This window comes from Dialister hominis (assembly GCF_007164725.1).
GTDB lineage: Bacteria > Bacillota > Negativicutes > Veillonellales > Dialisteraceae > Dialister > Dialister hominis.
This window is the reverse complement of record NZ_AP019697.1, coordinates 1,124,154-1,146,164: the sequence shown is the minus strand read 5'-3', so window position 1 is coordinate 1,146,164 and position 22,011 is coordinate 1,124,154. Positions and strand designations below refer to the sequence as shown.

The following is a 22,011-nucleotide window of genomic DNA, read 5'->3' as shown; positions in this document are numbered from 1 at the left end:
AAAATAAGCGTCCTGGTTTCGGAGAAAGTTCAAATTCTAGATAAATCAAAGCAACTTTTAAATGTTGCGGCTTAGATTTGTGTTAGAATAAAGAAAATTTGTGTTTTATCAGGAGGAATCATGGGAAAGCACTTTTCTTTTATACATTGTGCCGACTTGCACTTAGGCGAACCATTTGGAGATGTACGCCTTGGCGGCAGTGGTCCATGGAATGAACAGATCAGCAAATCGACCTTTAAGGCATTTGAGAAGGTTGTGGATGCTGCGATCGATAACCGGGTAGATGCTATTTTGATTTCCGGTGATGTATATAATAGTGATCATCATAGTCTGGCAGCGCAAATGGCCTTTGCCCGTGAATTGTACCGTGCGGCTGAAAATGGCATTGAAACTTTTATAGTACATGGAAATCACGATCCGGAAGAGGCCTGGCGTGCCGATATCCCGCTGCCGGATATGGTGCATATTTTTTCCTCCAGCGAAGTGCAGGCTCTGCCATTGATGAAAGATGGAGAAAAAGCTGCAACTATTTATGGAATCAGCTACAAGACAAGACATGTGGGGACTGATCTCGCTCAAGGATTTCATCATAATCCGGAAGACGGATTTGCAATCGGCATGCTCCATACAGATGTTGGATCGGCATCAGGGAATTATGCGCCCTGCACGATTGAAGAACTTAAGAATTCCGGGATTGATTACTGGGCACTGGGTCATATACACACAAGAAAAACTTTGTCAGTAAAACCGTATGTCGTGTATCCCGGCAATATCCAGGGACTTAACATAAGTGAAATAGGGCCGAGGGGCTGTTACCTGGTCGATGTGGGCGCCTATGGAACTGTAACGCTGAAATTCATTGAATCAGACGTTATACGATGGATGGATATGGTCATAGATATATCCAATTTAAAGCAGATTGGAGAGCTTATTACCGAAATATCCAGAAGGAGAGCCGGCCTTAAGGAACTTACAGGCAGACCCAGCATGGTGCGCATTGTGCTTACAGGAAGCGGTCCTCTCCATGAGATGGTATCAAGCGATGATGGGCAGGAATATATTCTCCAGACATTGAATGAAAAAGAGCAATTCAGATTCCTTTTTGCATATTTCATTAAAATCGATGATAATACACGCCCGGATATCAACCTGAAAGAAAGAAGACAGATACCAGATATTGTTGGCACATACCTTCGTACGTATGATATCTGGAATGATCTCCCCGCCGAGGAAAAGAAAAAAGCATTAAGAAAAATCGTTGAAGAACAGCCCGAAATCATGAGGTACAGCAAGTTGGTCAAATCACTCAATGATGATATTCTTGTCCGTGCTTTTCGAAAGGCAGAGCTCTTAGGCGCTGAGATGCTGACTGAGGAGGAAGCAAATAATGAAGATCATTGATTTGCGGTTGGATCATTATGGCATATACAGGAAAGCATCCTGGAAGCCCTCTCAAAATTCGCTCAATGTCATTATGGGAGAAAATGAGAGCGGCAAGACCACCATGCTCCGTTTTATCCGTGACATGATATTTGGTTACGGCAGAGGAAAGTGGCAGGGCAAGACAGGAAGTATTGAATTTGTCAGATCGGATGGACAGGAATATAAAGTCATCCGCGATGAAAAGGAACGCTGGTTTGAAAATTCAGACCATGTAAAATTTGAGGAAGAACTTCCTGCCCTGTGGTGGCATGGCCTGAACCGTTTCATGTATGAAAAAATTTTTGCCATAGGTCTTGAAGATCTGCAGGGCTTGTCCTTCTTGTCCAATGATTCTGTAAGAAGCCGTTTTTTCATGCTGCAGGGCGGAGATAAAATTTCTACAGTGAAGAAACTGGCTCATGACAATAAGGAAAAACTGCTGGTTTCTTCCCCGCAGGGAAAGAGAAAGATTAATTTGCTGATCGGGGAGCTCGATGATGTCAGCCAGCAGCTCGATGCTTTGGCCAATCAGGAAAAAGACTTTTCCGATCTGCAGAAAAAGCAGGATCTGCTGAAGAAACAGATTGAAGAACTTCAGCAAAAACTGAATGCGGATAAAGAGAAAGATAGAACATTAGAGAAAAGGCTGGGCGCCTGGGAATATTATAAAAGGGCCTGCGAGATTAAAAGACAGCTGGATTTATCCATGCAGGTCAAAATGTTCCCGACGAACGGAAAAGACAAGTGGAACGAGATCATGAACCGTATGAAGAGCATTCATGACCAAAAAGAGTCCCTGCAGGCAAAGCTTGATGAATATACACCGATTGAAAAAGAGAAAGTCATTCCCTGGGCGGGCATGGCAGACGAACTTGAAAAGCTCTATGTAGATATCGGACAGTGGCGTCAGACAATAGAAGATGCAGATCGTCTTGAAAAAGAGCATAAGAACTGGGAAATTGATTTCGTCAACATGGGTTACCAGCTGCCGCTCTGGGATCATCCGCTGGATTTAAAGGAACCCTGTGTCAATGTCAATTGGGAAGAAGGCCGCCGTTTAGCACAAAGTGTAGGCGTCAGGAAAAACGAGCTGTATTTTTGGCAGCAGAGAGAGCCTGAAGTTGAACAGCTGGAAGATAAGCCGGAAAATTCCGATACGGAACAGAGCGAAAACGAGTGGAAGAACTTTGAGGAAATGGCCAAGAGCCTTGAAGGAATCCTGCATCAGAGAACGGATATCAATCATTCGATAGAAGAAGCGCAAAGCAGAAAAGACAGAAAATACACTGTCTGGTTCTGGATCGGCATATGCCTTATTGCAGCCTCTGCGGCTTCCGTTGTTGCTTTCTATATGGCCATGATTGGTTATGCAGCTCTTTACGGAGCGGCAGCAGGAATCGTTCTTGGAGCGGTTGCGCTTATGGTCAACAGCCATATTGTGAATAAAAAAGCACATCTCCTGCAGAAGTATAATGATGAGCTGGCCGATCTTGAAGCGAAGCGGAAAGACATTGCATCCCATTTCCCCGGCCAGGTTCCTGAATCCGTAGAGGATCTCCAGGCTTTCCAGAATCTGGTCCAGCAGAAGCGGACTGATTTCTATAAGGACCAGGCCCGGCGGCAGGCTGTTTCATGGAAAAGGGAGACCGTGCGCAAGCAGCAGGCCCAGCATGAAAAGTGGGTTACAGAGGGCAAAGAGCTCAATGAAAAAGCACAGCAGATCAATACGGAGTGGAGCAAATGGCTGAAAGCCAATAAACTTCCGGAAACGGATGCTGAAAATTTGTCCCTGCTCCAGGAACAGTGGCAGAGAATTTTCTCTGAAGAGGGGAAAGGAAAGATCCTTGCACTTCGTCTGGAACATATTGATGCAAAGCTCGATGCTTTTGCCAAGAGGGCGGTATCTATCATCCGGTCCTCCGGTATTGATTATCCTGTGACACCGGACAGCATTGCCGATATTTATGAAGAGAATCAGAGAAGAATGCTTGAATGGCAGGGGATTCTTGAGAAAAACCGCCAGCATGAAGCATATCAGAAGGAAATGGCAAAGCTGAATGATTCCTGGAATTCCTGCCAGAATGAAGCGAAAGTGCTGATGGACCTGGTCAATGCAAAGAATGCGGAAGAGTTTGCTGAAAAGGTTGAAGCATATGAACACCATGACCAGATATTGAAGGAGTGGAAAACGGTTCAGCAGGATCTTCGCCTGTATGCCGGAAGCGAAGAGAGCTTCACTCAGTTATGGGATTCCCTGAAGACCGGGCAGTATGATGACTGGATGAGCGAGCATCAGAAGCTTTCCAAATGCATTGCCGAGGAAGACAGCGAACTCGGTGAACTCCGCAAGAATCAGGGCGCAGTTGAGAATGAAATCTTCAGGCTGGCCGATGACAATACCATCACTGAAACTCTTCAGAAGAAAGAAAAAATCGAGGCTGAACTTAAATCAGCACTCGAGGAATGGCTTGTCTATATGTATCTAGAGAAGGTTCTGGAAAAAACGCAGTCAGCGTATGAGTCCGGCAAGCAGCCGAAGATCATTGAAAAGGCGAATGGTTTCCTGCGTGAAATGACTCACGGCAGATATACATTGACGGTTTCCAGTGATGGAAAAGACATTGGGATTATTGACAAGGATAATCAGGTGAGGGATCCTAAAATCTGGTCCTCAGGAACAGGAGACCAGGTTTATCTGGCGATCCGTCTTGCCATGGCGTTGTCATTTGGTGAGCAGATTGAACCGCTTCCCATTGTCCTGGATGATATTTTCGTCAGATTTGACGAGAAGCGTCAGGAAGATACCCTGCGTTTCCTGATGGATCTCGGAAAGACACAGCAGATCTTCCTTTTCACCTGTCATGCACAGACGATGAAGATTGCAAAGCGCATCGGGGAAGAAAAAAATACGGGCAAGTTCATCTATCTCAAATCAGGTGAGATATTTGAACTTGCCCAGGCATAAGATCGTTTAATATCTGTGCTGTTGAATACCGTACTTGGTAGACTAGATAAGTTTATTGAAGTACGGTATTTTTTTTATGAAGTAAGTGATGATGATTCCCAGCGCATAAGCGAGGCATATCCAGATAACAGCATCTATGAACGGGATGCGGGGCAGGTATGCAAGCATTTTTCCGAATATGGGATGTGTCAGATTGCGTGTTATTTCCTCAAACAGCATGACACCAAAAGAAACACTGCCAAGGAAAATCAGCCTGTTTCTCCAGGCATCAGAAATGGTATGGGTAGAGAACCACCATTTTGAAAAGCAGAATACAAAAGCGGTATTCAGGAAAAGGAAGCTGTCATAAAATCTTTCGGAAATCGCTTCTGTAAGGCCGCCTGCGATAATTCCATGATAGTAAGTCATTCCGGCAGCTATTACGCTGCCAAGGAGGGCGGCTAATCCCAATTTGAAAAGATTTCTGGGTGTGATCCAGGAATCCGGGAGTACATGCTCGATCCAGTATCCGATCAGGAAATAAAATGTCGGTTCACTGACCGCAAGAAGGGGGTTCAGGAAATAATTGATTTCTGCTGTTCCCTTGAAAATCAGCATGGAAATAACTGGGATGCACCCGACGAAGACCAAATTCAAAAGGATCAGGTACAAATAAAGTTCCTGCGTCATTGCGCGGACCAGCTTTCGCCAGATTGGGAGCATGAGAAGGAAGGAAACATAAATATACAGGAAATAATAGGCCGTTGCCATGGTAGAGGAGTAAGTCATGGTGAAAAATTTGGCAATATGTCCTGTGATGGAAAGAGGCAGGTTATGATAAAACCAGACATAGTTGATCAATGAAAAAACAAAAATAACCTGAATAAAACGCCAGACTCTTTTTTTGAATATCCGCGAAATGGATTCTTCTTTTTCCAGCAATAAGGCACCGGAAATCATGAAAAATATAGGGACTGCCGTTTTTACCCAAAATGGTACTGCGATATAGAGGGGAAAGAAAAATGATGCAGGTCTTTCTAGATATAAAGAGAAGCCTGAGGTGGAAGTATGTGTAAACATAACGAGCCAGATGCAAAGCGCTCTTAAAAATTCAATATGGATCTTTTTCTTTTTGGCTGCACCTGCCATAGTATCTTTTACGTTATTTACGCTTTGTGAGTTCATGTGATTATTCTCCGCTGTAAAATCAGCAAAACCATTCAATTGACGAATATAAACCTGCTTATGCCAAAGGCATAATGCCGCACCCGTCAAACTGCTTTAAAAATCAGCTTGTGCTGCATATACATTTTAATATACCATAAACTATTATACCTATGTGCGGAAAGTAATAAAATTCCCGGCTGATAAAATTCCAAAAAAAGCTATTATGCCGGGGCGGATTCCGTATCAAATGAATTGTTTTTGAGGCTTGCAATTATAACAGTTATTTGTTAAACTATACAGGCATGAATACGCATGTCTGTGGATTTCACATCTGTGCCTAAGGGTGGCTGTGAAAGAAGAAGCAGGCAGAGGTTAATAACAGGAGGTTATATTATGGCAGTTGTATCCATGAAACAGTTACTTGAAGCAGGCGTTCATTTTGGTCATCAGACCCGTCGTTGGAATCCGAAGATGGCAAGATTCATCTTCACAGAACGCAACGGAATCTACATTATCGACCTGCAGAAGACTGTAAAGAAAGTTGAAGAAGCTTATGCTTTCATTCGCGATGTTGCAGCAAAGGGCGAACCGGTTCTCTTCGTAGGAACAAAGAAACAGGCTCAGAACTCTGTAAAGGAAGAAGCTACACGCTGCAACCAGTTCTATGTCAATGAACGCTGGCTCGGCGGCATGCTGACCAACTTCCGCACAATCCAGACCCGTATTGCACGTCTGAAAGAACTGGAAAAGATGTTTGAAGAAGGCGCCACTGCTCAGTATCCGAAGAAGGAAGTTATCCTGATGCAGCGCGAACTTGAAAAGCTCGAAAAGAACCTTGGCGGCATTAAAGATATGAAACGTCTTCCGGGAACAATTTTCATCATTGACTCCAAGAAAGAAGAAATCGCTGTTGCAGAAGCTCATAAGCTGCACATTCCGGTTGTTGCAACCGTTGATACCAACTGCGATCCGGACGTTATCGATTTCCCGATTCCGGCAAACGATGATGCTATCCGCGCAGTAAGACTGCTCACCAGCAAGATTGCTGATGCTGTTCTTGAAGGACGTCAGGGCCAGCAGGAAGAAGCTGCACCGGCTGAAGAAGCTGCTGTTGAAGAAGCAGAAGCAGAAGACAAGGAATAATTATTTATTAAGGCTCTGCGGATCCTGCTGATCAGGATCCGCCCTGTCCTTTTTTTCATTAAGACAAACACCTTATTTTATGATGGAGGTCATACGATGAACATTACAGCTAGCATGGTCAAAGATTTACGTACCCAGACCGGGGCCGGCATGATGGACTGCAAGAAGGCACTTGTTGAAGCTGAAGGCGATATCGCAAAGGCTGTCGACATTCTTCGCGAAAAGGGATTATCCCAGGCTGCTAAGAAGGCAAGCCGTGTTGCTGCTGAAGGCGCTGTTGGTTCTGCTGTTTCCGAAGACGGAAAAACAGGAACCATTCTGGAAGTCAACTGCGAAACTGACTTCGTGGGAACCAACGAAGACTTCAGAAATCTCGCTGCATCCATTGCAGACCAGATCCTGGCAGTTAACCCAGCTGATGTTGAAGCACTTCTGGATTCTGAAATCGACGGAAAGAAAGTACGCGATCTTGTTACTGAAGCAGTTGCAAAGATTGGTGAAAACATTTCCGTTCGCCGTTTCGTTCGTTATGAAAGTGCTGAAGGCAAGGTATACAGCTATATCCATGGCGGCGGCAAGATCGGCGTTCTCGTTGAGATGATCGGTGCTGATGATGAACTTGGCAAGGATATTGCAATGCAGGTAGCTGCTGCTAATCCGTCCTATCTGGACAGAACCCAGGTTTCCCAGGCTGAAATCGACCATGAAAAGGAAGTTCTTGCTGTAGAAGCTAGAAACGAAGGCAAGCCGGAAAACATCATTGAAAAAATGGTTATCGGCAGAATTAATAAATACTACAAGGAAGTCTGCCTTGTAGATCAGGAATTCATTAAAGATGGCGATCTGACCATTTCCAAACTCCTGAAATCCAAGAATGCTTCCGTAGTACGTTTCGCTAGATACCAGCTCGGTGAAGGCATTGAAAAGAAGCAGGATGATCTGGCTGCAGAAGTAGCAAAACAGCTGAACCAGTAATAAAGTAAACGATGAGAGAACACTGAATTTTTTGGTGTTCTCTTATTTTGTAAATGAACAAAATATTATATAATAGAATAGTATGGTTAACTTGATGGTTGACTCGTTTTGCTTAGGAGGACAATAGGATTGGCTACGGAAAAAAGAAATTATAAAAGAGTAATGCTTAAATTATCTGGTGAATCTCTCGCCAATGACAAAGGTTTTGGTATTGATCCGGAAGTAGTTTATCGTTTAGCTGGTGAAATTAAAGAAGCATGCGAAACAGGAATCGAGGTTGCTGTAGTAGTCGGCGGCGGTAATATCTGGCGCGGACTGAAAGGCAGCCAGGGCGGCATGGACAGAGCATCAGCTGATTACATGGGCATGCTTGCTACCGTTATCAACTCAGTGGCTCTTCAGGATGCTCTTGAAAAGCTTGGCGTCAGCACCCGCGTACAGACCGCCATTGAAATGAGACAGATTGCTGAACCGTATATCCGCAGAAAAGCTATCCGTCATCTGGAAAAGGGAAGAGTTGTTATCTTCGGTGCAGGTACCGGCAACCCGTACTTCACAACAGATACGACAGCAGCACTCCGCAGTGCAGAAATCGAAGCAGATGTTATGCTCATGGCTAAGAAGCAGACCGACGGCGTATATGATGCAGATCCGAAATTCCATCCGGAAGCAAAGATGTTCACGCATCTCACCTATAATGATGTTTTGCAGAAACAGCTGGCTGTTATGGATAACACAGCCATCACTCTGTGCATGAACAATTCTATACCGATCGTTGTATTCAATATTGATGTACCAGGAAATATAGTCAAAGCATGCAAGGGTGAAACCTTGGGCACTTTAATTGAGGGGGAATAATTACTATGTATGAACAGGAAATGAATCAGCTTTCCGAAAAGATGGACAAGTCCATTACTGCATTGAAAAACGAATTTACAACAATCCGTACCGGCCAGGCTAATGCCAGCCTCCTCGACAGGGTTTTCGTGGAATATTATGGCAGCCGCACACCGGTTACACAGGTTGCATCTGTGACTGTTCCGGAAGCAAGACTCCTCGTAGTGCAGCCTTGGGATAAAACTTTGCTGAAAGATATTGAAAAAGCAATCCTTCAGTCCGATCTCGGGCTGGTTCCCATGAATGATGGCAATCTGATCCGCATGGCCATCCCGCAGCTGACAGAAGAACGCCGCAAAGAACTGGTCAAGATCGTTAATAAAAAATCTGAAGAAGCTAAAGTTGCAATCCGCAATATCAGACGTGACGGCAATGATTTCCTGAAGAAGGAAGAAAAGAACAGTGATGTTTCCAAGGATGTCATTAAGGGAATGGAAGAAAAAGTCCAGAAATTGACTGACAATAAGATCAAGGAACTGGAAACCGTTACAGAAAAGAAAATCAAGGAAATCATGTCTGTTTAATCAGCATTCCATTGATTAAAAACCAAATAAAACAGATTCTAAGGAAATCGTATCTTCATGGTACGATTTCTTTAACTGATATGGATTTTTAGCGGGCGCGGCAGGAAAGCTTCATTTACAAATCATGAAGCATCAGTACTGCCGCAGTGCTAAAGTCTGATTACAGCTTTATTGATAAGGAGTTAGTGTATGAGTGAAAAAAAGTCATTTCCAGAACACGTTGCGATTATTTTGGATGGAAATGGACGCTGGGCCCAGAAAAGAGGACGGGAGAGAACCTATGGACATCAGATTGGCGCTGCCAATGTGAAGAGGATTGTCCGTTCTGCTGGAAATATGGGAATAAAAATACTCACTCTTTATGCTTTTTCGACAGAAAACTGGAAACGGCCTTCTATCGAGGTCCGGTTTCTCATGAAACTTTTTAAAAACTATCTGATCAGCCAGCTGCGCGAATTGATTGATGATAATGTACAGGTTCACATTGTAGGAGATACCAGCGTGCTTTCGGATTCTTTGAGAAGGGAAATTGAAGAATGCGAGAAAGATACGGCCAAAAATGATGGTTTGATACTGAATGTGGCCATCAATTATGGCGGCAGGATGGAAATTGTCCATGCTGTCAAATCAATAGCCGAAAAGGTAAGAAATGGGGAACTTCTTCCTGAACAAATTACGGAGGAAGATGTTTCCAGTGCGTTATACCCTTCTGATCAAATGGATGTCGATCTTCTCATCAGAACGGGAGGAGAGTACAGAATATCGAACTTCCTTCTTTGGCAGGCTTCCTACAGCGAGCTTTATTTCACACCTGTTTTATGGCCTGATTTCACTGAGGAAGAGCTTAAGAAAGCTGTTGACTGGTTTGAAGGTAGAGATCGCCGCTTTGGCGGGCTGACGGAGGAAACCTGATGAAAGTAAGGGTTATTACTGCAGTTATCGGGATTATTGCTGTATTATTGCTTGTTTGGCTGGGAGGAGTGCTCTTCTCAGGCGCAGTTCTGGCTGTTGCCCTTCTTGCCGTACATGAATACAATAAGATGCTGAAAAATATCAATGTTCATGTGGTGGTACCTCTGATTGCAGCCGCACAGCTGGTTCTGATCGGGGCTGCGTCTTTTGGATCACTGAAGGTCTTTCTCGGAATGATTCCGCTTTGCCTGGTTCTTTTGCTCTGTCCTATCCTGAAGCTCAACCAGGATAAAATGACATCATTGATTTATACAGTATTTGGATCATTTTATTTTGGGATAGGCTTTGGCGCGCTCATTCTGCTGCGCCGCAATGCTGATCTGATTACGCAGTCTTCTTTATGGATGGAACCGGGAATTTTTCTTGTCATGTTTGCTCTTGTTGATACATGGGCAAGCGACTCTTTTGCTTATCTCGTCGGCCGCCGCTTTGGCAGGCATAAAATGGCACCGCATATCAGCCCGAATAAAACAGTGGAAGGACTTTTGGGCGGAGTTGCCGGATGTATCATCCTGGGGACTATTGTTGCATGGGCCTTTGGGTACAATGTTTTCTACGGGTTTATCATGTCATTGATGGCTTCAGTCATGGCACCGATAGGAGATTTGTTTGAATCCTACATGAAAAGAGCTTGTGACGTTAAGGATTCGGGACAGATTCTGCCGGGGCATGGTGGTATGATGGATCGTTTCGACAGTATTCTTTTTGTAGCCCCCGTATTTGTCTCCACATTAATACTCTTTGCTCATTAAAATGAATTTCTAAATAAGGGAGACCGTATGAAGGAAATAGCAATCTTAGGAAGTACAGGTTCTATTGGAACACAGGCACTTGAAGTGATCAGACTCCATCCGGACCTTTTCCATGCACAGGTTTTGGCTGCGCATGGAAATGTTGAGCTGCTTCTAAAGCAGGCACATGAATTCAACCCTTCTGCTATTGTAATAACAGATAAGGACGCAGGAGAAAAATTCAAATCATCATATAATGGCAGCGCTGAAGTCTATATCGGCGATGGGACGCTGGAAAAAGCCGCCGTACGCGATGACGTCGACATAGTCCTTGTTTCAGTCGTCGGTATCAATGGCCTTCTTCCGACTCTGGAAGCAATCCGTGCGGGTAAAGAAATTGCCTTAGCCAATAAGGAAACTTTAGTGGCCGGAGGCGCGCTGGTCATAGAAGAAGCGAAAAAGCACCATACATTGATCAGACCTGTTGACAGTGAACATAGTGCTATATTCCAGTGCCTCCTCGGACAGGACATAAAAAAGATTCATAAGCTCATATTGACATCTTCCGGGGGTCCTTTCCTGGGAAAGACCAGAGAGGATCTGGAAAATGTATCGCTGTCTGATGCATTAAAACATCCTACCTGGCATATGGGCCAGAAGGTTACGCTTGATTCAGCCACCATGTTTAACAAAGGGCTGGAAGTGATAGAGGCTCATTGGCTTTTTGGTGTTGATTATGACGATATCGATGTTGTCATTCAACCGCAAAGCATCATTCATTCGATGGTAGAGTATATCGACGGATCGATTATCGCGCAGATGGGAAATCCGGATATGAGACTTCCTATCCAGTTCGCATTTACGTATCCGAAACGAATGGAAACACCTTCCCATGAATTCATGGATTGGAAGAAATTATCTGCCATCAAAATTTTGCAGCCTGATTATAAGGTGTTCAGATCACTTAAGCTGGCCTATCAGGCTGGCAAGGCAGGCGGTGATATGACCACTGTCTTCAATGCAGCCAATGAAGAAGCAATCAAAGCCTTTATCAGAAGTGAAATAAAATTCCTTTCTATTTTCGACGTTGTAGAAGAAGTTCTGGACAATTGGGATGTTCATGATATTCATTCCATTGAAGATGTAATAAGCGCAGACAAAAATGCACGAATCGCCTCCGCATCTGCCATCCAGAGGTTCAAATGCTGATTCACTATATTCTTGCGCCTATCTTTGCACTGACTGTCGTTATTCTTTGCCATGAATTTGGCCATTTTATCTTGGCCAAGTGGACGGGAATGCAGGTGGACGAATTTTCGGTGGGAATGGGACCGCGTATTGCTAAGATAAAATGGCATGACACGGTATATTCTCTTAGAGCGATTCCTATCGGAGGCTTCAACCGCATAGCCGGAATGAATGATGATAATCAGGGAAATCCCAAATCATTTTCGAGCAAATCAGTTTGGGCCAGGTCAGCGGTTGTTCTGGCAGGCGCTTCATTCAACGTTTTACTGGCATTTTTCATTTTTGCCGGTGTTATTTTTGTCTCCGGATATAGTACCGTATCCAGCAGTCCTGTTATTGGAAATGTGATTTCCGGCATGCCTGCTGAGCAGGCAGGACTGCAGGCAGGGGACAGAATCATATCTGTAAATGGAAATCCTGTAGAAGCGTGGACAGATGTAAGCCGTTCGACTTCGGATTTAGGAGAAGGAGAAGCGGCCCGTGTCATTGTTTCAAGAGCGGGCAAATCTGAAGAATATGATATAATGCTACAGAGAAGTGATGACGGAAGACTTCTGCTTGGAATTGCTCCGTCCATTGAAAAGCATACGGCCTCGTTGTCAGATGCAGTATCCATGGCTTCAAAGTACTGCATCAATGTCTTGAAAATGACCGGTCAGGGGATTTATGCAATGATCGGCGGCAGTACGGAAGGCATTGCAGGGCCGATTGGCATTGCAAAAATGTCCGGCGCGGCTGCCAGTGCAGGTTTCGGTGCACTTCTCCTGTTTACAGCGGTTTTAAGTTTGAATATAGGATTGCTGAATCTTCTGCCTATACCGATCCTGGATGGGGGACTGTTTGTCCAGATCCTTGCAGAATCGGTCATCGGACACAAAGTGTCACAAAAGACCGGCTACTATATCCAGACGCTGGGACTATCCATAATATTGATGATATTTATTTTCGCGTTGGCGAATGATGTTTCAAATTTTTAAACGAATCAGGTGATTAAATGACCCATGAAAATACTCGGCAGGTAAAAGTGGGAAACGTGCTTATCGGCGGCGGCGCTCCTGTTGCCATTCAGTCTATGAGCACATTCAATCCTGTAAATACTGAATATGCCGCAGCGCAGATCAATGCCCTGCATGAAGCAGGCGCTGATATTGTCCGGGTGGCAGTTCCGGATAAAAAAGCGGCTGAAGCTTTAAAAGCTCTTAGAGAGAAAGTTTCTGTACCTCTTGTTGCAGATATCCATTTTGATTACAGGCTTGCCATTACGGCAATGGAATCCGGCATTGATGCGCTGAGAATCAATCCCGGAAATATAGGAAAAATGGAAAATGTCATAAAGGTAGTCGATATGGCAAAGAAGGTCCATATTCCTATCCGTGTCGGCATCAATGCAGGGTCCCTTCCGGAAAAGATACTCGACGAATTCGGCGGGCATCCAACCGCAGAAGGCATGGTAGAAGGCGCATTGACACATGTACGTATCCTTGAGCAGGAAGGTTTCAGGGATATCGTCATTTCTGTGAAATCCAGCGATGTTCCGATGATGGTCAAAGCGAACAGGATACTGGCAGATAAGGTAGAATATCCGCTTCATTTAGGCGTCACAGAAGCAGGGACACTTTATCGCGGCACGGTCAAATCCGCAATCGGTATCGGTTCGCTTCTTCTGGACGGCATTGGAGACACCGTACGCATATCTTTGACAGATGATCCGCTGAAAGAAGTAAGAGCTGCCAAAGAAATATTGAGCTCTGTCGGAATCCAGCAGTACGGGCCGGTTCTCATTTCCTGCCCGACTTGCGGCCGTACACAGGTCAATTTGATCGATATGGCCAAAGAAGTGGAAGAAAAGATCAAAAGATTCAAAAAACCTATTAAAGTCGCAGTCATGGGATGTGCCGTCAACGGCCCGGGAGAAGCAAGAGAAGCTGATTTCGGAATTGCAGGCGGCGTAGGAAGTGGCCTGGTATTTAGAAAAGGCAAGGTCATCAGAAGCGTACCGGAAAATGAATTGATTGATGCGCTTATGGAAGAAATTGAAAAATTTGAAACCGAAGGGGAAAATTAAATGTTAGCATCTAAACTGTACAGTCCTACATTAAGAGAATTACCATCTGACGCCGTAGTTATGAGCCATAAGTACATGCTTAAGGCAGGTATGATGAGAAAAATCGCAAACGGCACTTATGCTTATCTGCCGCTGGCATTCCGCTCAATCCAGAAGATTGAAAACATCATCCGTACCGAAATCAATAAAACCGGTGCGCAGGAAATCTTAATGCCCATTATTCAGCCGGCAGAAATCTGGCAGGCTACAGGACGCTGGAATGTTTATGGCGAAGAGATGTTCAAATTGAAAGACCGGCATGGACGCGATTACTGTCTTGCTCCGACACATGAAGAAATGGTTACCACACTGATCCAGATGGATACCAACTCTTACAAAAAGCTTCCGGTATCCGTTTACCAGATTCAGAATAAGTACAGAGATGAAAAACGTCCCCGTTTCGGTCTTATGAGAAGCCGCGAATTCATTATGAAGGACGGCTATACATTTGATGCCGATGAGGAAGGCATGAATAAGCAGTATGAGCTGATGTATGATGCTTATACCAGAATCTTCACACGCTGCGGACTGAAATTCCGTCCGGTTATTGCAGATTCCGGTGCAATCGGCGGCAATGCATCCCATGAATTTGAAGTTCTGGCAGATTCCGGCGAAGCAGATATTGTTTACTGCAAAGATTGTGATTTTGCAGCCAATATCGAAGCCGTCAAGCCTAATACATTAACATCGGACGTCAAAAATGACAAAGAAAAAGAAATCGTTCAGACTCCAGGCCAGCATACAATTGAAAAGGTATGCAATTACCTCCATCTGCCTGTGAAATCTTCCGTAAAAGCAGTTGTTTATAAACTGGATGACACAGTAGTTCTCGCTATGGTAAGAGGAGATCATGAAGTCAACGAAGTACGCCTGCAGAGCATTTATAATGCAATCAATGTAGACATGGCATCTGATGAAGACCTCAAGGCATGCGGACTGACTGCCGGATACATCAGCCCGATTGGTTTAAAAACCTCTGAGCACTTTGATATTATCTGCGATGCTTCCGTTATGGAAATGCAGGATGCATGCTGCGGCGCAAATGTTAAAGATGAACATTACATTCATGTCAATCCAGCTAGAGACTTTGGCAATGTGAAGGTGGATACGATCCGTCAGATTGATGCAGGTGATGTCTGCCCGCACTGCGGAGGAAAGATCGTACTGACCAAGGGCATTGAAGTAGGCCAGGTTTTCAAGCTTGGAACAAAGTACAGTGAAAAACTGGATGCGACATTCCTTGACAACAACGGCAAGTCCCGCCCCATGTTCATGGGATGCTATGGCATTGGCGTAACACGTACGGTTGCAGCTTCTATTGAGCAGAACCATGATGAAAATGGTATAATCTGGCCAGTAGCCATTGCTCCTTACGAAGTGGTTATCGTACCTGCCAATAACAAGTCAGAAGACGTAATGAAGGCTGCTGAAGGCCTCTATAATGCACTTGAAAGCAGTCAGGATGAAATCGTATTTGATGACAGGGCAGAAAGAGCCGGAATCAAATTCAAGGATGCGGATCTGATCGGATACCCGCTGCGCGTCACTATCGGAAAGAAGTGGCAGGAATCCGGATGCGTAGAAATCAAGCTCCGCCGTACTGGTGAAGTATTTGAAGTTCCGTATGAAAACTGCGTAGAAAAAGTAGAAGAACTGCTTAATTACCTGCGTGAAAATAATCTGTAAGCATTGAACTGCCCGAGCAGAGGAGGGGATTTTATGGATTTAAATGAGTCAGAACTTAATGATCTGAGGAATAATATTCGTGAAATTGATAAGGATCTGGTCAGCTTATTTGAAAAAAGACTTACCCTCTCAAAGGCAGTAGCAGCTTATAAGCTGAAAGCAGAGAAGCCGATTTTCGATGAAGCACGGGAAGAAAAAAATATAAGGGAAGTTTCAGAATTGCTTCAACATGTATCGGAAAAGCAGAATTTTATCAGATGGTACACGTTGTTGATGGATATCAGTAAAGATATACAGAAAAAGTTGATTCTAGGAGAGAAAGATGACTGAAGAGATTCAGGGGATTGTAAAAAAGACAATTTTTTCCAGTAAGGACGGCCGTTTTTGTGTTTTTCTGATTGAAGAAAAAGAAAGCGGCAAGACTGTTACTGTCTCTTTAAATTCTGAATTACCCTATATCGGTCAACATGTATTGCTGCGGGGGTGCTGGTTCAAGCACCCCCGTTTTGGGTTGCAGTTCAAAGCGCAGCAGATGCAAGCATTTGTCCCGGAGAAATCAGAAGAAATCAGAAAGTATCTTTCTTCAGGCGTTATAGCAGGAATTGGTCCGGCTATGGCCGATAAGATCGTTGACTTTTTTGGAGATAAAACACTTAAGATCTTTGAAAATAATATCGATGCATTGCTGGATGTGCCCGGAATCGGACCGAAAAGCTTGAAGAAAATCAAAGAAGCCTATGATGAGGTGGCAGGGCTGCAGGATATCATTCTGTTCCTGCAGTCTGTCAATGTTTCAGAAAAATTCGCAGCAGATCTGCAGACTCTGCATGGAGAAGATCTGGATATCATTTTGAAAGAAGATCCATACCAGCTCCTTCACGACATACCGGATATGCATTTCCAGGACGTGGATAAGATTGCTCTGGCAATGGGCGTATCCGAACTGTCTGCTGACAGGATTTCTCATGGCATCAAAAATGCCCTGTGGTATGAATACAGCCGGGGAAATTCCTGTGCTCCCAAGGATCAGGTCTATCAGGAAGCAGCGGCCATGCTTGGACTTTCATATGATTCCGTAAGTACGATTGCTGCTGATTTTACGGGAAGAGATAAGCCTGATGAGCTGATACATGAAGGCATATCTTACTTTTACCTGCCTTTCCTTTATGAAGCAGAAACAGATTCAGCAAGGCGGATCAGAAAACTTCTGGATATGGAGCCTGAAGGCAGATCCGTTAATTTATCTTTGGAAAGGTTTGAAAAATCGAACTTTATTACTTTGGAAGATGAACAGAAGGATGCTGTAAAAAAATCGCTGGATTTCGGGCTGGTTGTCATTACCGGAGGACCCGGAACAGGAAAGACGACACTTGTGAAAGCAATTGTATATGCGGCTGAACAGTGCGGCCTCAAGGTCAAATTAATGGCGCCGACCGGACGCGCGGCAAAAAGGCTGTCCTCATCCAGCGGACGGGAAGCCGAAACCATTCATAAAGCTCTTGAAGCCGAGCTTCACGAAAACGGAGAGGCATACTTCAACAAGAACCAGTCAGATACCTTATCCGAGGATATTATTATAGTTGATGAAGCATCCATGATGGATGTCGTCTTATTCCATTCCTTGCTGAGCGCTTTGAAAGAGGGCACGCATCTGATTCTTGTGGGAGATGTGGATCAGCTCCCTCCGGTAGGGCCGGGAAATCCTCTTAAGGCAATTATTGAAAGTGAAATGGCGCCGGTCGTGAGATTGAATCATATATTCCGCCAGGAGGAAGGAAGCGGAATCATTGAGAATGCTGTCCTGATCAGAGAGGGGAAATACTGCTGCCCGGATGAAAATGGCGATTTCCAGATCTTATATACAGATTCTGAGGATGATGCTTTCCATAAAATAATGACCCTGTGCTGGCACTTCCACTATGCCGATGAAGATAATAAGCTGAAAATGCAGGTACTTTCTCCCATGTACAAGGGTGCATGCGGAGTCGATCATCTGAATGCATCCATTCAGAAAGTGGTGCAGGGCAGTGATCATCTTCCATTTCCATTTGCTGTAGGTGATAAGGTCATGCAGCGCAGAAATGATTATGAGAAAAAAGTGTACAACGGAGATGTCGGGATTGTCTGGGCGGTCAATGAAAACAAACTTTTTGTAAGATATTATGAGAAGGAAATAGAATACACCCGCGCTGAGTGGGGAGACCTCCAGCTTGCCTATGCATCGACCGTGCATAAGAGCCAGGGAAGCGAATATGATACCATCATTTTTGCATTGCTTCCGGAGCAGAGAATCATGCTTCAGCGCAATTTGCTTTATACCGGAATTACGAGGGCGAGAAAGAAAACTATTTTAGTGACGACGGAAAGCGCACTTTCCCAGGCAATCAGCTCGACACGCACGCAGCATAGATACAGCCTGCTTCTGCCCTTGATCAAAGGGATGAACCATGAATAGGTTTATAGAAATGGCAGCCGAGCTTCTGTATCCCTGGTGCTGTCCCGGCTGCGGAAAGCTTACCAGCTATAAGACAATCTGGTGCGGCAGCTGCATCAATGATACATGGAATCCCCGTCTGATCAATTCATCAGTAACGGACCATTTAGACGGCTGCTATACGCTTTGCGATTATCACAGCGGGATGAGAAAATGCATACTGCAGCTCAAGTACAACGGAAAATCAGAACTTTCAAAAGCCTTTCCGCCCCTGCTTGATAGATTTCCCTGGTGGGACCGGATGGAAGACTTTAAGATTGTCATTCCGGTGCCTCTTGCATCAAGGAAGATGAAGGAAAGAGGATACAACCAGGTCGATAAAATGTTCCAGAAATGGATGGAAAGTGCAGGGAAAGAATATTTCCCGCAGGGGCTCGTACGTCTGCGCAGGGGTGAGACACAGTCACTCCTTACACGCGTGGAAAGGTACAAAAACATAAAAGGAGCTTTTCATATCAATAAAGGGATGGACGTGAAAGGCAGGAAGATTCTTTTAGTTGATGATGTCTATACAACCGGCGCTACCATGGAAGCGGCTGCTCACGAGCTCAAACTGGGCGGTGCAGAGAAGGTAGTCGGAATGACAATTGCCAGCGGAGCCATATAGAATCAATGCAAATAGTTTATCTAAAAGGAGTAAAGCCATATGAAGTTGGTTAAAGGACCAGAAGCTGAAAGAGTGACCGGCGGGCTGTGGAGGCAGTTTCTGATTTCTGAAATTGCAGGAGAGATCATGCTTGGCGAAGTGCAGGATCATCTGTATGTGGAAGATCTGGACTTTAAAGGCAGGTCCAAGGATAAAGTCGTAAGGGATGCGGTGGAAACCGGTTTCCTTGATTTGATCGATGATGCGACAGAACGTCTCAGCTTCTATAAAAAAGAGCTGGAACCGTATTCTGATATCACTGAACTCTTAAGCGAAAAAGAACTCAAGCGAGCGCTGTTTCATATGATATCAGGGCATACGCATTGCTTTTCCTCGTCAGTCATCACGGATAATCCCTATTACCAGTGCATCAAGATTCCTACCGTTGAAAAAGATCATATCCTTTTGACGATGAATGATTACCTGCCGGGAGAGTTTATCCAGACGTATCATGATAAACAGCATTCGGATAATGTGTTCATGCATGCTGAGGCCGGATTCTTTGACGATAAAGTCAATTTCCCGGTTCTTCTGGAAAACGGAGAAGTCTGGATGAGCCTCGTAATGAGTGAAATAGAGTCTATGGAAGAGCCTCTCCGTCTGGCGAGGGGAAAGGTAATCACATATGGATTGGGTCTTGGGTACTATGCATTCATGGCAGCGCAAAAGGAAACAGTCGGTTCAGTCACCATCGTTGAAATGAATCCTTCCATCATCAAAATATTCAATGATGTTTTGCTTCCGCAATTCCCGCATAAAGAAAAAATCCACATAGTACAGGCAGATGCATTCGACTACGCAGACCATCAGGCAGACGGTGAATATGATATTGCTTTTGGCGATTTCTGGTCCGGTGTTGAAGAAGGGCTTGAATTCTATCTGAAATTCCTTAAGAAAACAGAAAGGATCAGAAAGACCAGATTTGATTATTGGATTGAGTCCTGCTTTGCGGAATATTATTTCCGGCCGGTTCTTATGCATTTCTTCATGCGTGAGATTTTTGGCAGAGATGAGGCTCTTTGGGAAAATCAGCACCGTATAAAGCAAATTCAGAGACAATTTGAGAAATTCTTATATGACAAGGAAATCGAATTAAATTCGGCAAAGCAGTTTGAAGACATTTTCAAGACGCCAAATGTGGTTCAATTAGTTCGTGAATTTGTCATGCATTATTATCGATAAAGGGGACCAAGGTGAATTTAAGTCTAAAGGTATTAGCGGCAGGCATGCTTCTTCTGATGCTGCCGGTTCATTCATGGGCTGATGACCCGAATACGAAAATAAAAGTCAGCGGAGCCAAAAATGTAACAGTACTGCTTAATGAAGGCGTATTATATGCTTCTCCGAATACGTTTGAACTAGGGAAGAAGTGGGATGTTTCAGAAGAAAAAAATAAAATATACGTCAAGCTGAAATCAGGTGCAGGCAGGCAGGAATCCGTCCAGATTCCATCCAAGATAATTTCAGGCAAACCATATGTCGATTTTGGATACTTTGCCGGGCAGTCTGGAATCACTTATAAATATGATGAAAAACACAAGAAAATCACGTTGAAAAAGGAAAGCCGTGATTCCGGGAAGAAAGAAGAAAAGAAGTCCCGGCAGGTCATCATATGGGATCCGGAACATGAATTCAGCACCAGCAGTATAAAAGACGCAGGTAAAGACAATGCAATCATAATTTCGCCGACCTGGGGATCTTATAAAGATGTTTCTCAAAATGATTTTGTTCCCGATCTGGTGTATTTGAAGGGGATAAAGGATAACGGATTTAATGTACTGCCTTTGATCCATAATGATTTTGATATTCCCGGAACATCTGCCTTTATGCATGATTCCAAAATGCAGGAAAAACTGATTTCCCGCATAGATGCGATTTCCGAGGTATATGATCTGGGCGGATATAATATTGATTTTGAAAATATGAAGCAGGAGGACAAGAACCTCTATACTGATTTAATCAAGAAGCTTTCCGGCGCTATGCATGAGCAGGGGAAAATGGTAACAGTAGATGTTACTGTGTACAATGAATGGTCTCCTACATGGAGCTTGTGCTATGACAGAGAAAATCTTGCAAAGGCAGCAGATTATTTAGTCATTATGGGTTATGACGAGACGCCTGGGAACAGCACAGTTCCCGGATCTGTTGCATCTTATTCATGGCTTGATGACAGCATCAAGGTTTTAAAAAAGAGCGTACCGGGCGAAAAAATGATTCTGGGGCTTCCGCTTTATACAAGAGTCTGGGTTAATGAATCCGGCAGGTGGAAATCAAGGGTGCTGACCCTGAAATACACAGACCAGTTCATAAGCCGGCATAAATTAAGGCCTGTATGGAATGACGAAGAGAAGCAGTATACTTCCTCCTGGAAAGAAAAAGGAACTGCCTATAAAACATGGTTAGAAGATGCAAAATCACTCGAAGACAAAATGAGCCTGGTTGGCAAATACGGGCTTGGCGGTACAGCATTCTGGCGGTATGGCTTTGAAGCTGAAAATACATTCTCTGAGCTTCTGAATGTAAAAGAGAATCAGGAGAAAAACGGTAAAATCGATATTGATAATTTCTCCCTGCATGACTATTTGGCGGAGAAAAAACAGAAACTGCAGGAAATGCAGGAACAGTAAAAAACACCGGGCAAAACCAGCCCGGTGTTTTTTCATTGTGTTATCTCAAGCAATATATTTAAGAAGAATGTGGGAGCTCCCATTAGCGTTTAATGAATTTATAAAACATATTATTCCTTTCAATGACATAGTTCTAAAAAGGAAACCGAAGATGAATCCCTGAATATCAGATTTCAATCTTTTTGCGCTTGAGCCATGCATCCATGTAGGTGCATTCTGATTTCATTGAATAGTTGTTGCTTCTGATCCAGTCATAAAAAGCCTGAGCCAGCTGCGCAGCCAGTCCCCGGCCGGAAAGTTCATCGGGAACTATAGTATGAAGAACGGTAAACTGGTTATTTCCGTCCTCAGAGTATTCCAAATAGCATAAACCTTTTAGATCCTCTATTTTAAAACGATGTTCCTGCATATCATGAATGACTACCATATTA

At 44.1% G+C, this 22,011-nt stretch carries 19 protein-coding genes; 17 read left to right on the top strand and 2 right to left on the bottom strand.

Features of this window, described 5'->3' with window-relative positions:
- Positions 1-156 precede the first annotated feature (156 nt).
- Positions 157-1,401 carry a metallophosphoesterase family protein gene (locus Dia5BBH33_RS05380; protein ID WP_232518102.1) on the top strand — a complete coding sequence of 415 codons (1,245 nt, stop codon included), beginning with the start codon at positions 157-159 and terminating at the stop codon, positions 1,399-1,401.
- A complete protein-coding gene (locus Dia5BBH33_RS05375) occupies positions 1,388-4,387 on the top strand; it encodes an ATP-binding protein (protein WP_108849666.1) in 3,000 nt (999 codons plus the stop codon). The genes Dia5BBH33_RS05380 and Dia5BBH33_RS05375 overlap by 14 nt, the downstream gene beginning before the upstream one ends.
- A 42-nt stretch (positions 4,388-4,429) precedes the next feature.
- Here the strand turns inward: Dia5BBH33_RS05375 and Dia5BBH33_RS05370 are convergent, their stop codons facing one another.
- Positions 4,430-5,446, bottom strand: a complete 1,017-nt coding sequence (locus Dia5BBH33_RS05370) for an acyltransferase (protein WP_231939301.1) — start codon at positions 5,444-5,446, stop codon at positions 4,430-4,432.
- A 480-nt stretch (positions 5,447-5,926) separates the two neighbouring features.
- Between Dia5BBH33_RS05370 and rpsB the strand changes: the two genes are divergently transcribed.
- From rpsB to Dia5BBH33_RS05295, 15 genes are all read left to right on the top strand, one after another.
- Positions 5,927-6,676 carry a 30S ribosomal protein S2 gene (gene rpsB / locus Dia5BBH33_RS05365; protein WP_022382965.1) on the top strand — a complete coding sequence of 250 codons (750 nt, stop codon included), beginning with the start codon at positions 5,927-5,929 and terminating at the stop codon, positions 6,674-6,676.
- Between the two features lie 96 nt (positions 6,677-6,772).
- Entirely contained in the window at positions 6,773-7,651 is an 879-nt protein-coding gene (tsf, locus tag Dia5BBH33_RS05360) for a translation elongation factor Ts (protein WP_108849667.1), read from the top strand.
- Positions 7,652-7,813: 162 nt separating this feature from the next.
- Positions 7,814-8,509, top strand: coding sequence for a UMP kinase (gene pyrH / locus Dia5BBH33_RS05355; RefSeq protein ID WP_231939302.1), 696 nt, complete (start codon positions 7,814-7,816; stop codon positions 8,507-8,509).
- Positions 8,510-8,514: 5 nt separating this feature from the next.
- Positions 8,515-9,072 (top strand): ribosome recycling factor, encoded by a 558-nt coding sequence (gene frr / locus Dia5BBH33_RS05350; RefSeq protein WP_022382968.1) that lies wholly within the window; start codon positions 8,515-8,517, stop codon positions 9,070-9,072.
- Between the two features lie 189 nt (positions 9,073-9,261).
- Positions 9,262-9,984, top strand: a complete 723-nt coding sequence (locus tag Dia5BBH33_RS05345) for an isoprenyl transferase (protein ID WP_022382969.1) — start codon at positions 9,262-9,264, stop codon at positions 9,982-9,984.
- The gene (locus Dia5BBH33_RS05340; RefSeq protein WP_143332533.1) at positions 9,984-10,796 is read left to right on the top strand and encodes a phosphatidate cytidylyltransferase; all 813 of its coding nucleotides are present in this window, start codon (positions 9,984-9,986) and stop codon (positions 10,794-10,796) included. The genes Dia5BBH33_RS05345 and Dia5BBH33_RS05340 overlap by 1 nt, the downstream gene beginning before the upstream one ends.
- A 27-nt stretch (positions 10,797-10,823) precedes the next feature.
- Complete coding sequence (locus tag Dia5BBH33_RS05335) at positions 10,824-11,984, top strand: 1-deoxy-D-xylulose-5-phosphate reductoisomerase (protein WP_108849670.1); 1,161 nt, start codon at positions 10,824-10,826, stop codon at positions 11,982-11,984.
- Positions 11,978-13,000: a M50 family metallopeptidase gene (locus Dia5BBH33_RS05330; RefSeq protein ID WP_108849671.1), complete on the top strand. Its 1,023-nt coding sequence runs from the start codon at positions 11,978-11,980 to the stop codon at positions 12,998-13,000. The genes Dia5BBH33_RS05335 and Dia5BBH33_RS05330 overlap by 7 nt, the downstream gene beginning before the upstream one ends.
- Positions 13,001-13,017: 17 nt before the next feature.
- Positions 13,018-14,088: a flavodoxin-dependent (E)-4-hydroxy-3-methylbut-2-enyl-diphosphate synthase gene (gene ispG, locus Dia5BBH33_RS05325; RefSeq protein ID WP_108849672.1), complete on the top strand. Its 1,071-nt coding sequence runs from the start codon at positions 13,018-13,020 to the stop codon at positions 14,086-14,088.
- The gene (locus tag Dia5BBH33_RS05320) at positions 14,089-15,813 is read left to right on the top strand and encodes a proline--tRNA ligase (protein ID WP_143332532.1); all 1,725 of its coding nucleotides are present in this window, start codon (positions 14,089-14,091) and stop codon (positions 15,811-15,813) included.
- Positions 15,814-15,846: 33 nt separating this feature from the next.
- Positions 15,847-16,143, top strand: a complete 297-nt coding sequence (locus Dia5BBH33_RS05315) for a chorismate mutase (RefSeq protein ID WP_022382975.1) — start codon at positions 15,847-15,849, stop codon at positions 16,141-16,143.
- Positions 16,136-18,268 carry an SF1B family DNA helicase RecD2 gene (recD2, locus tag Dia5BBH33_RS05310; RefSeq protein WP_108849674.1) on the top strand — a complete coding sequence of 711 codons (2,133 nt, stop codon included), beginning with the start codon at positions 16,136-16,138 and terminating at the stop codon, positions 18,266-18,268. Before Dia5BBH33_RS05315 ends, recD2 begins: the two co-directional genes overlap by 8 nt.
- On the top strand, positions 18,261-18,914 hold the full coding sequence (locus Dia5BBH33_RS05305; protein ID WP_108849675.1) for a ComF family protein: 654 nt from the start codon (positions 18,261-18,263) through the stop codon (positions 18,912-18,914). Before recD2 ends, Dia5BBH33_RS05305 begins: the two co-directional genes overlap by 8 nt.
- A gap of 39 nt (positions 18,915-18,953) precedes the next feature.
- Positions 18,954-20,135 carry an SAM-dependent methyltransferase gene (locus tag Dia5BBH33_RS05300; protein ID WP_143332531.1) on the top strand — a complete coding sequence of 394 codons (1,182 nt, stop codon included), beginning with the start codon at positions 18,954-18,956 and terminating at the stop codon, positions 20,133-20,135.
- 11 nt (positions 20,136-20,146) lie between these two features.
- Complete coding sequence (locus Dia5BBH33_RS05295) at positions 20,147-21,580, top strand: glycosyl hydrolase family 18 protein (RefSeq protein WP_143332530.1); 1,434 nt, start codon at positions 20,147-20,149, stop codon at positions 21,578-21,580.
- 166 nt (positions 21,581-21,746) lie between these two features.
- Here Dia5BBH33_RS05295 and Dia5BBH33_RS05290 read toward each other — a convergent pair whose 3' ends face one another.
- On the bottom strand, positions 21,747-22,007 hold the full coding sequence (locus Dia5BBH33_RS05290; RefSeq protein ID WP_022382980.1) for a GNAT family N-acetyltransferase: 261 nt from the start codon (positions 22,005-22,007) through the stop codon (positions 21,747-21,749).
- Positions 22,008-22,011: the final 4 nt, after the last annotated feature.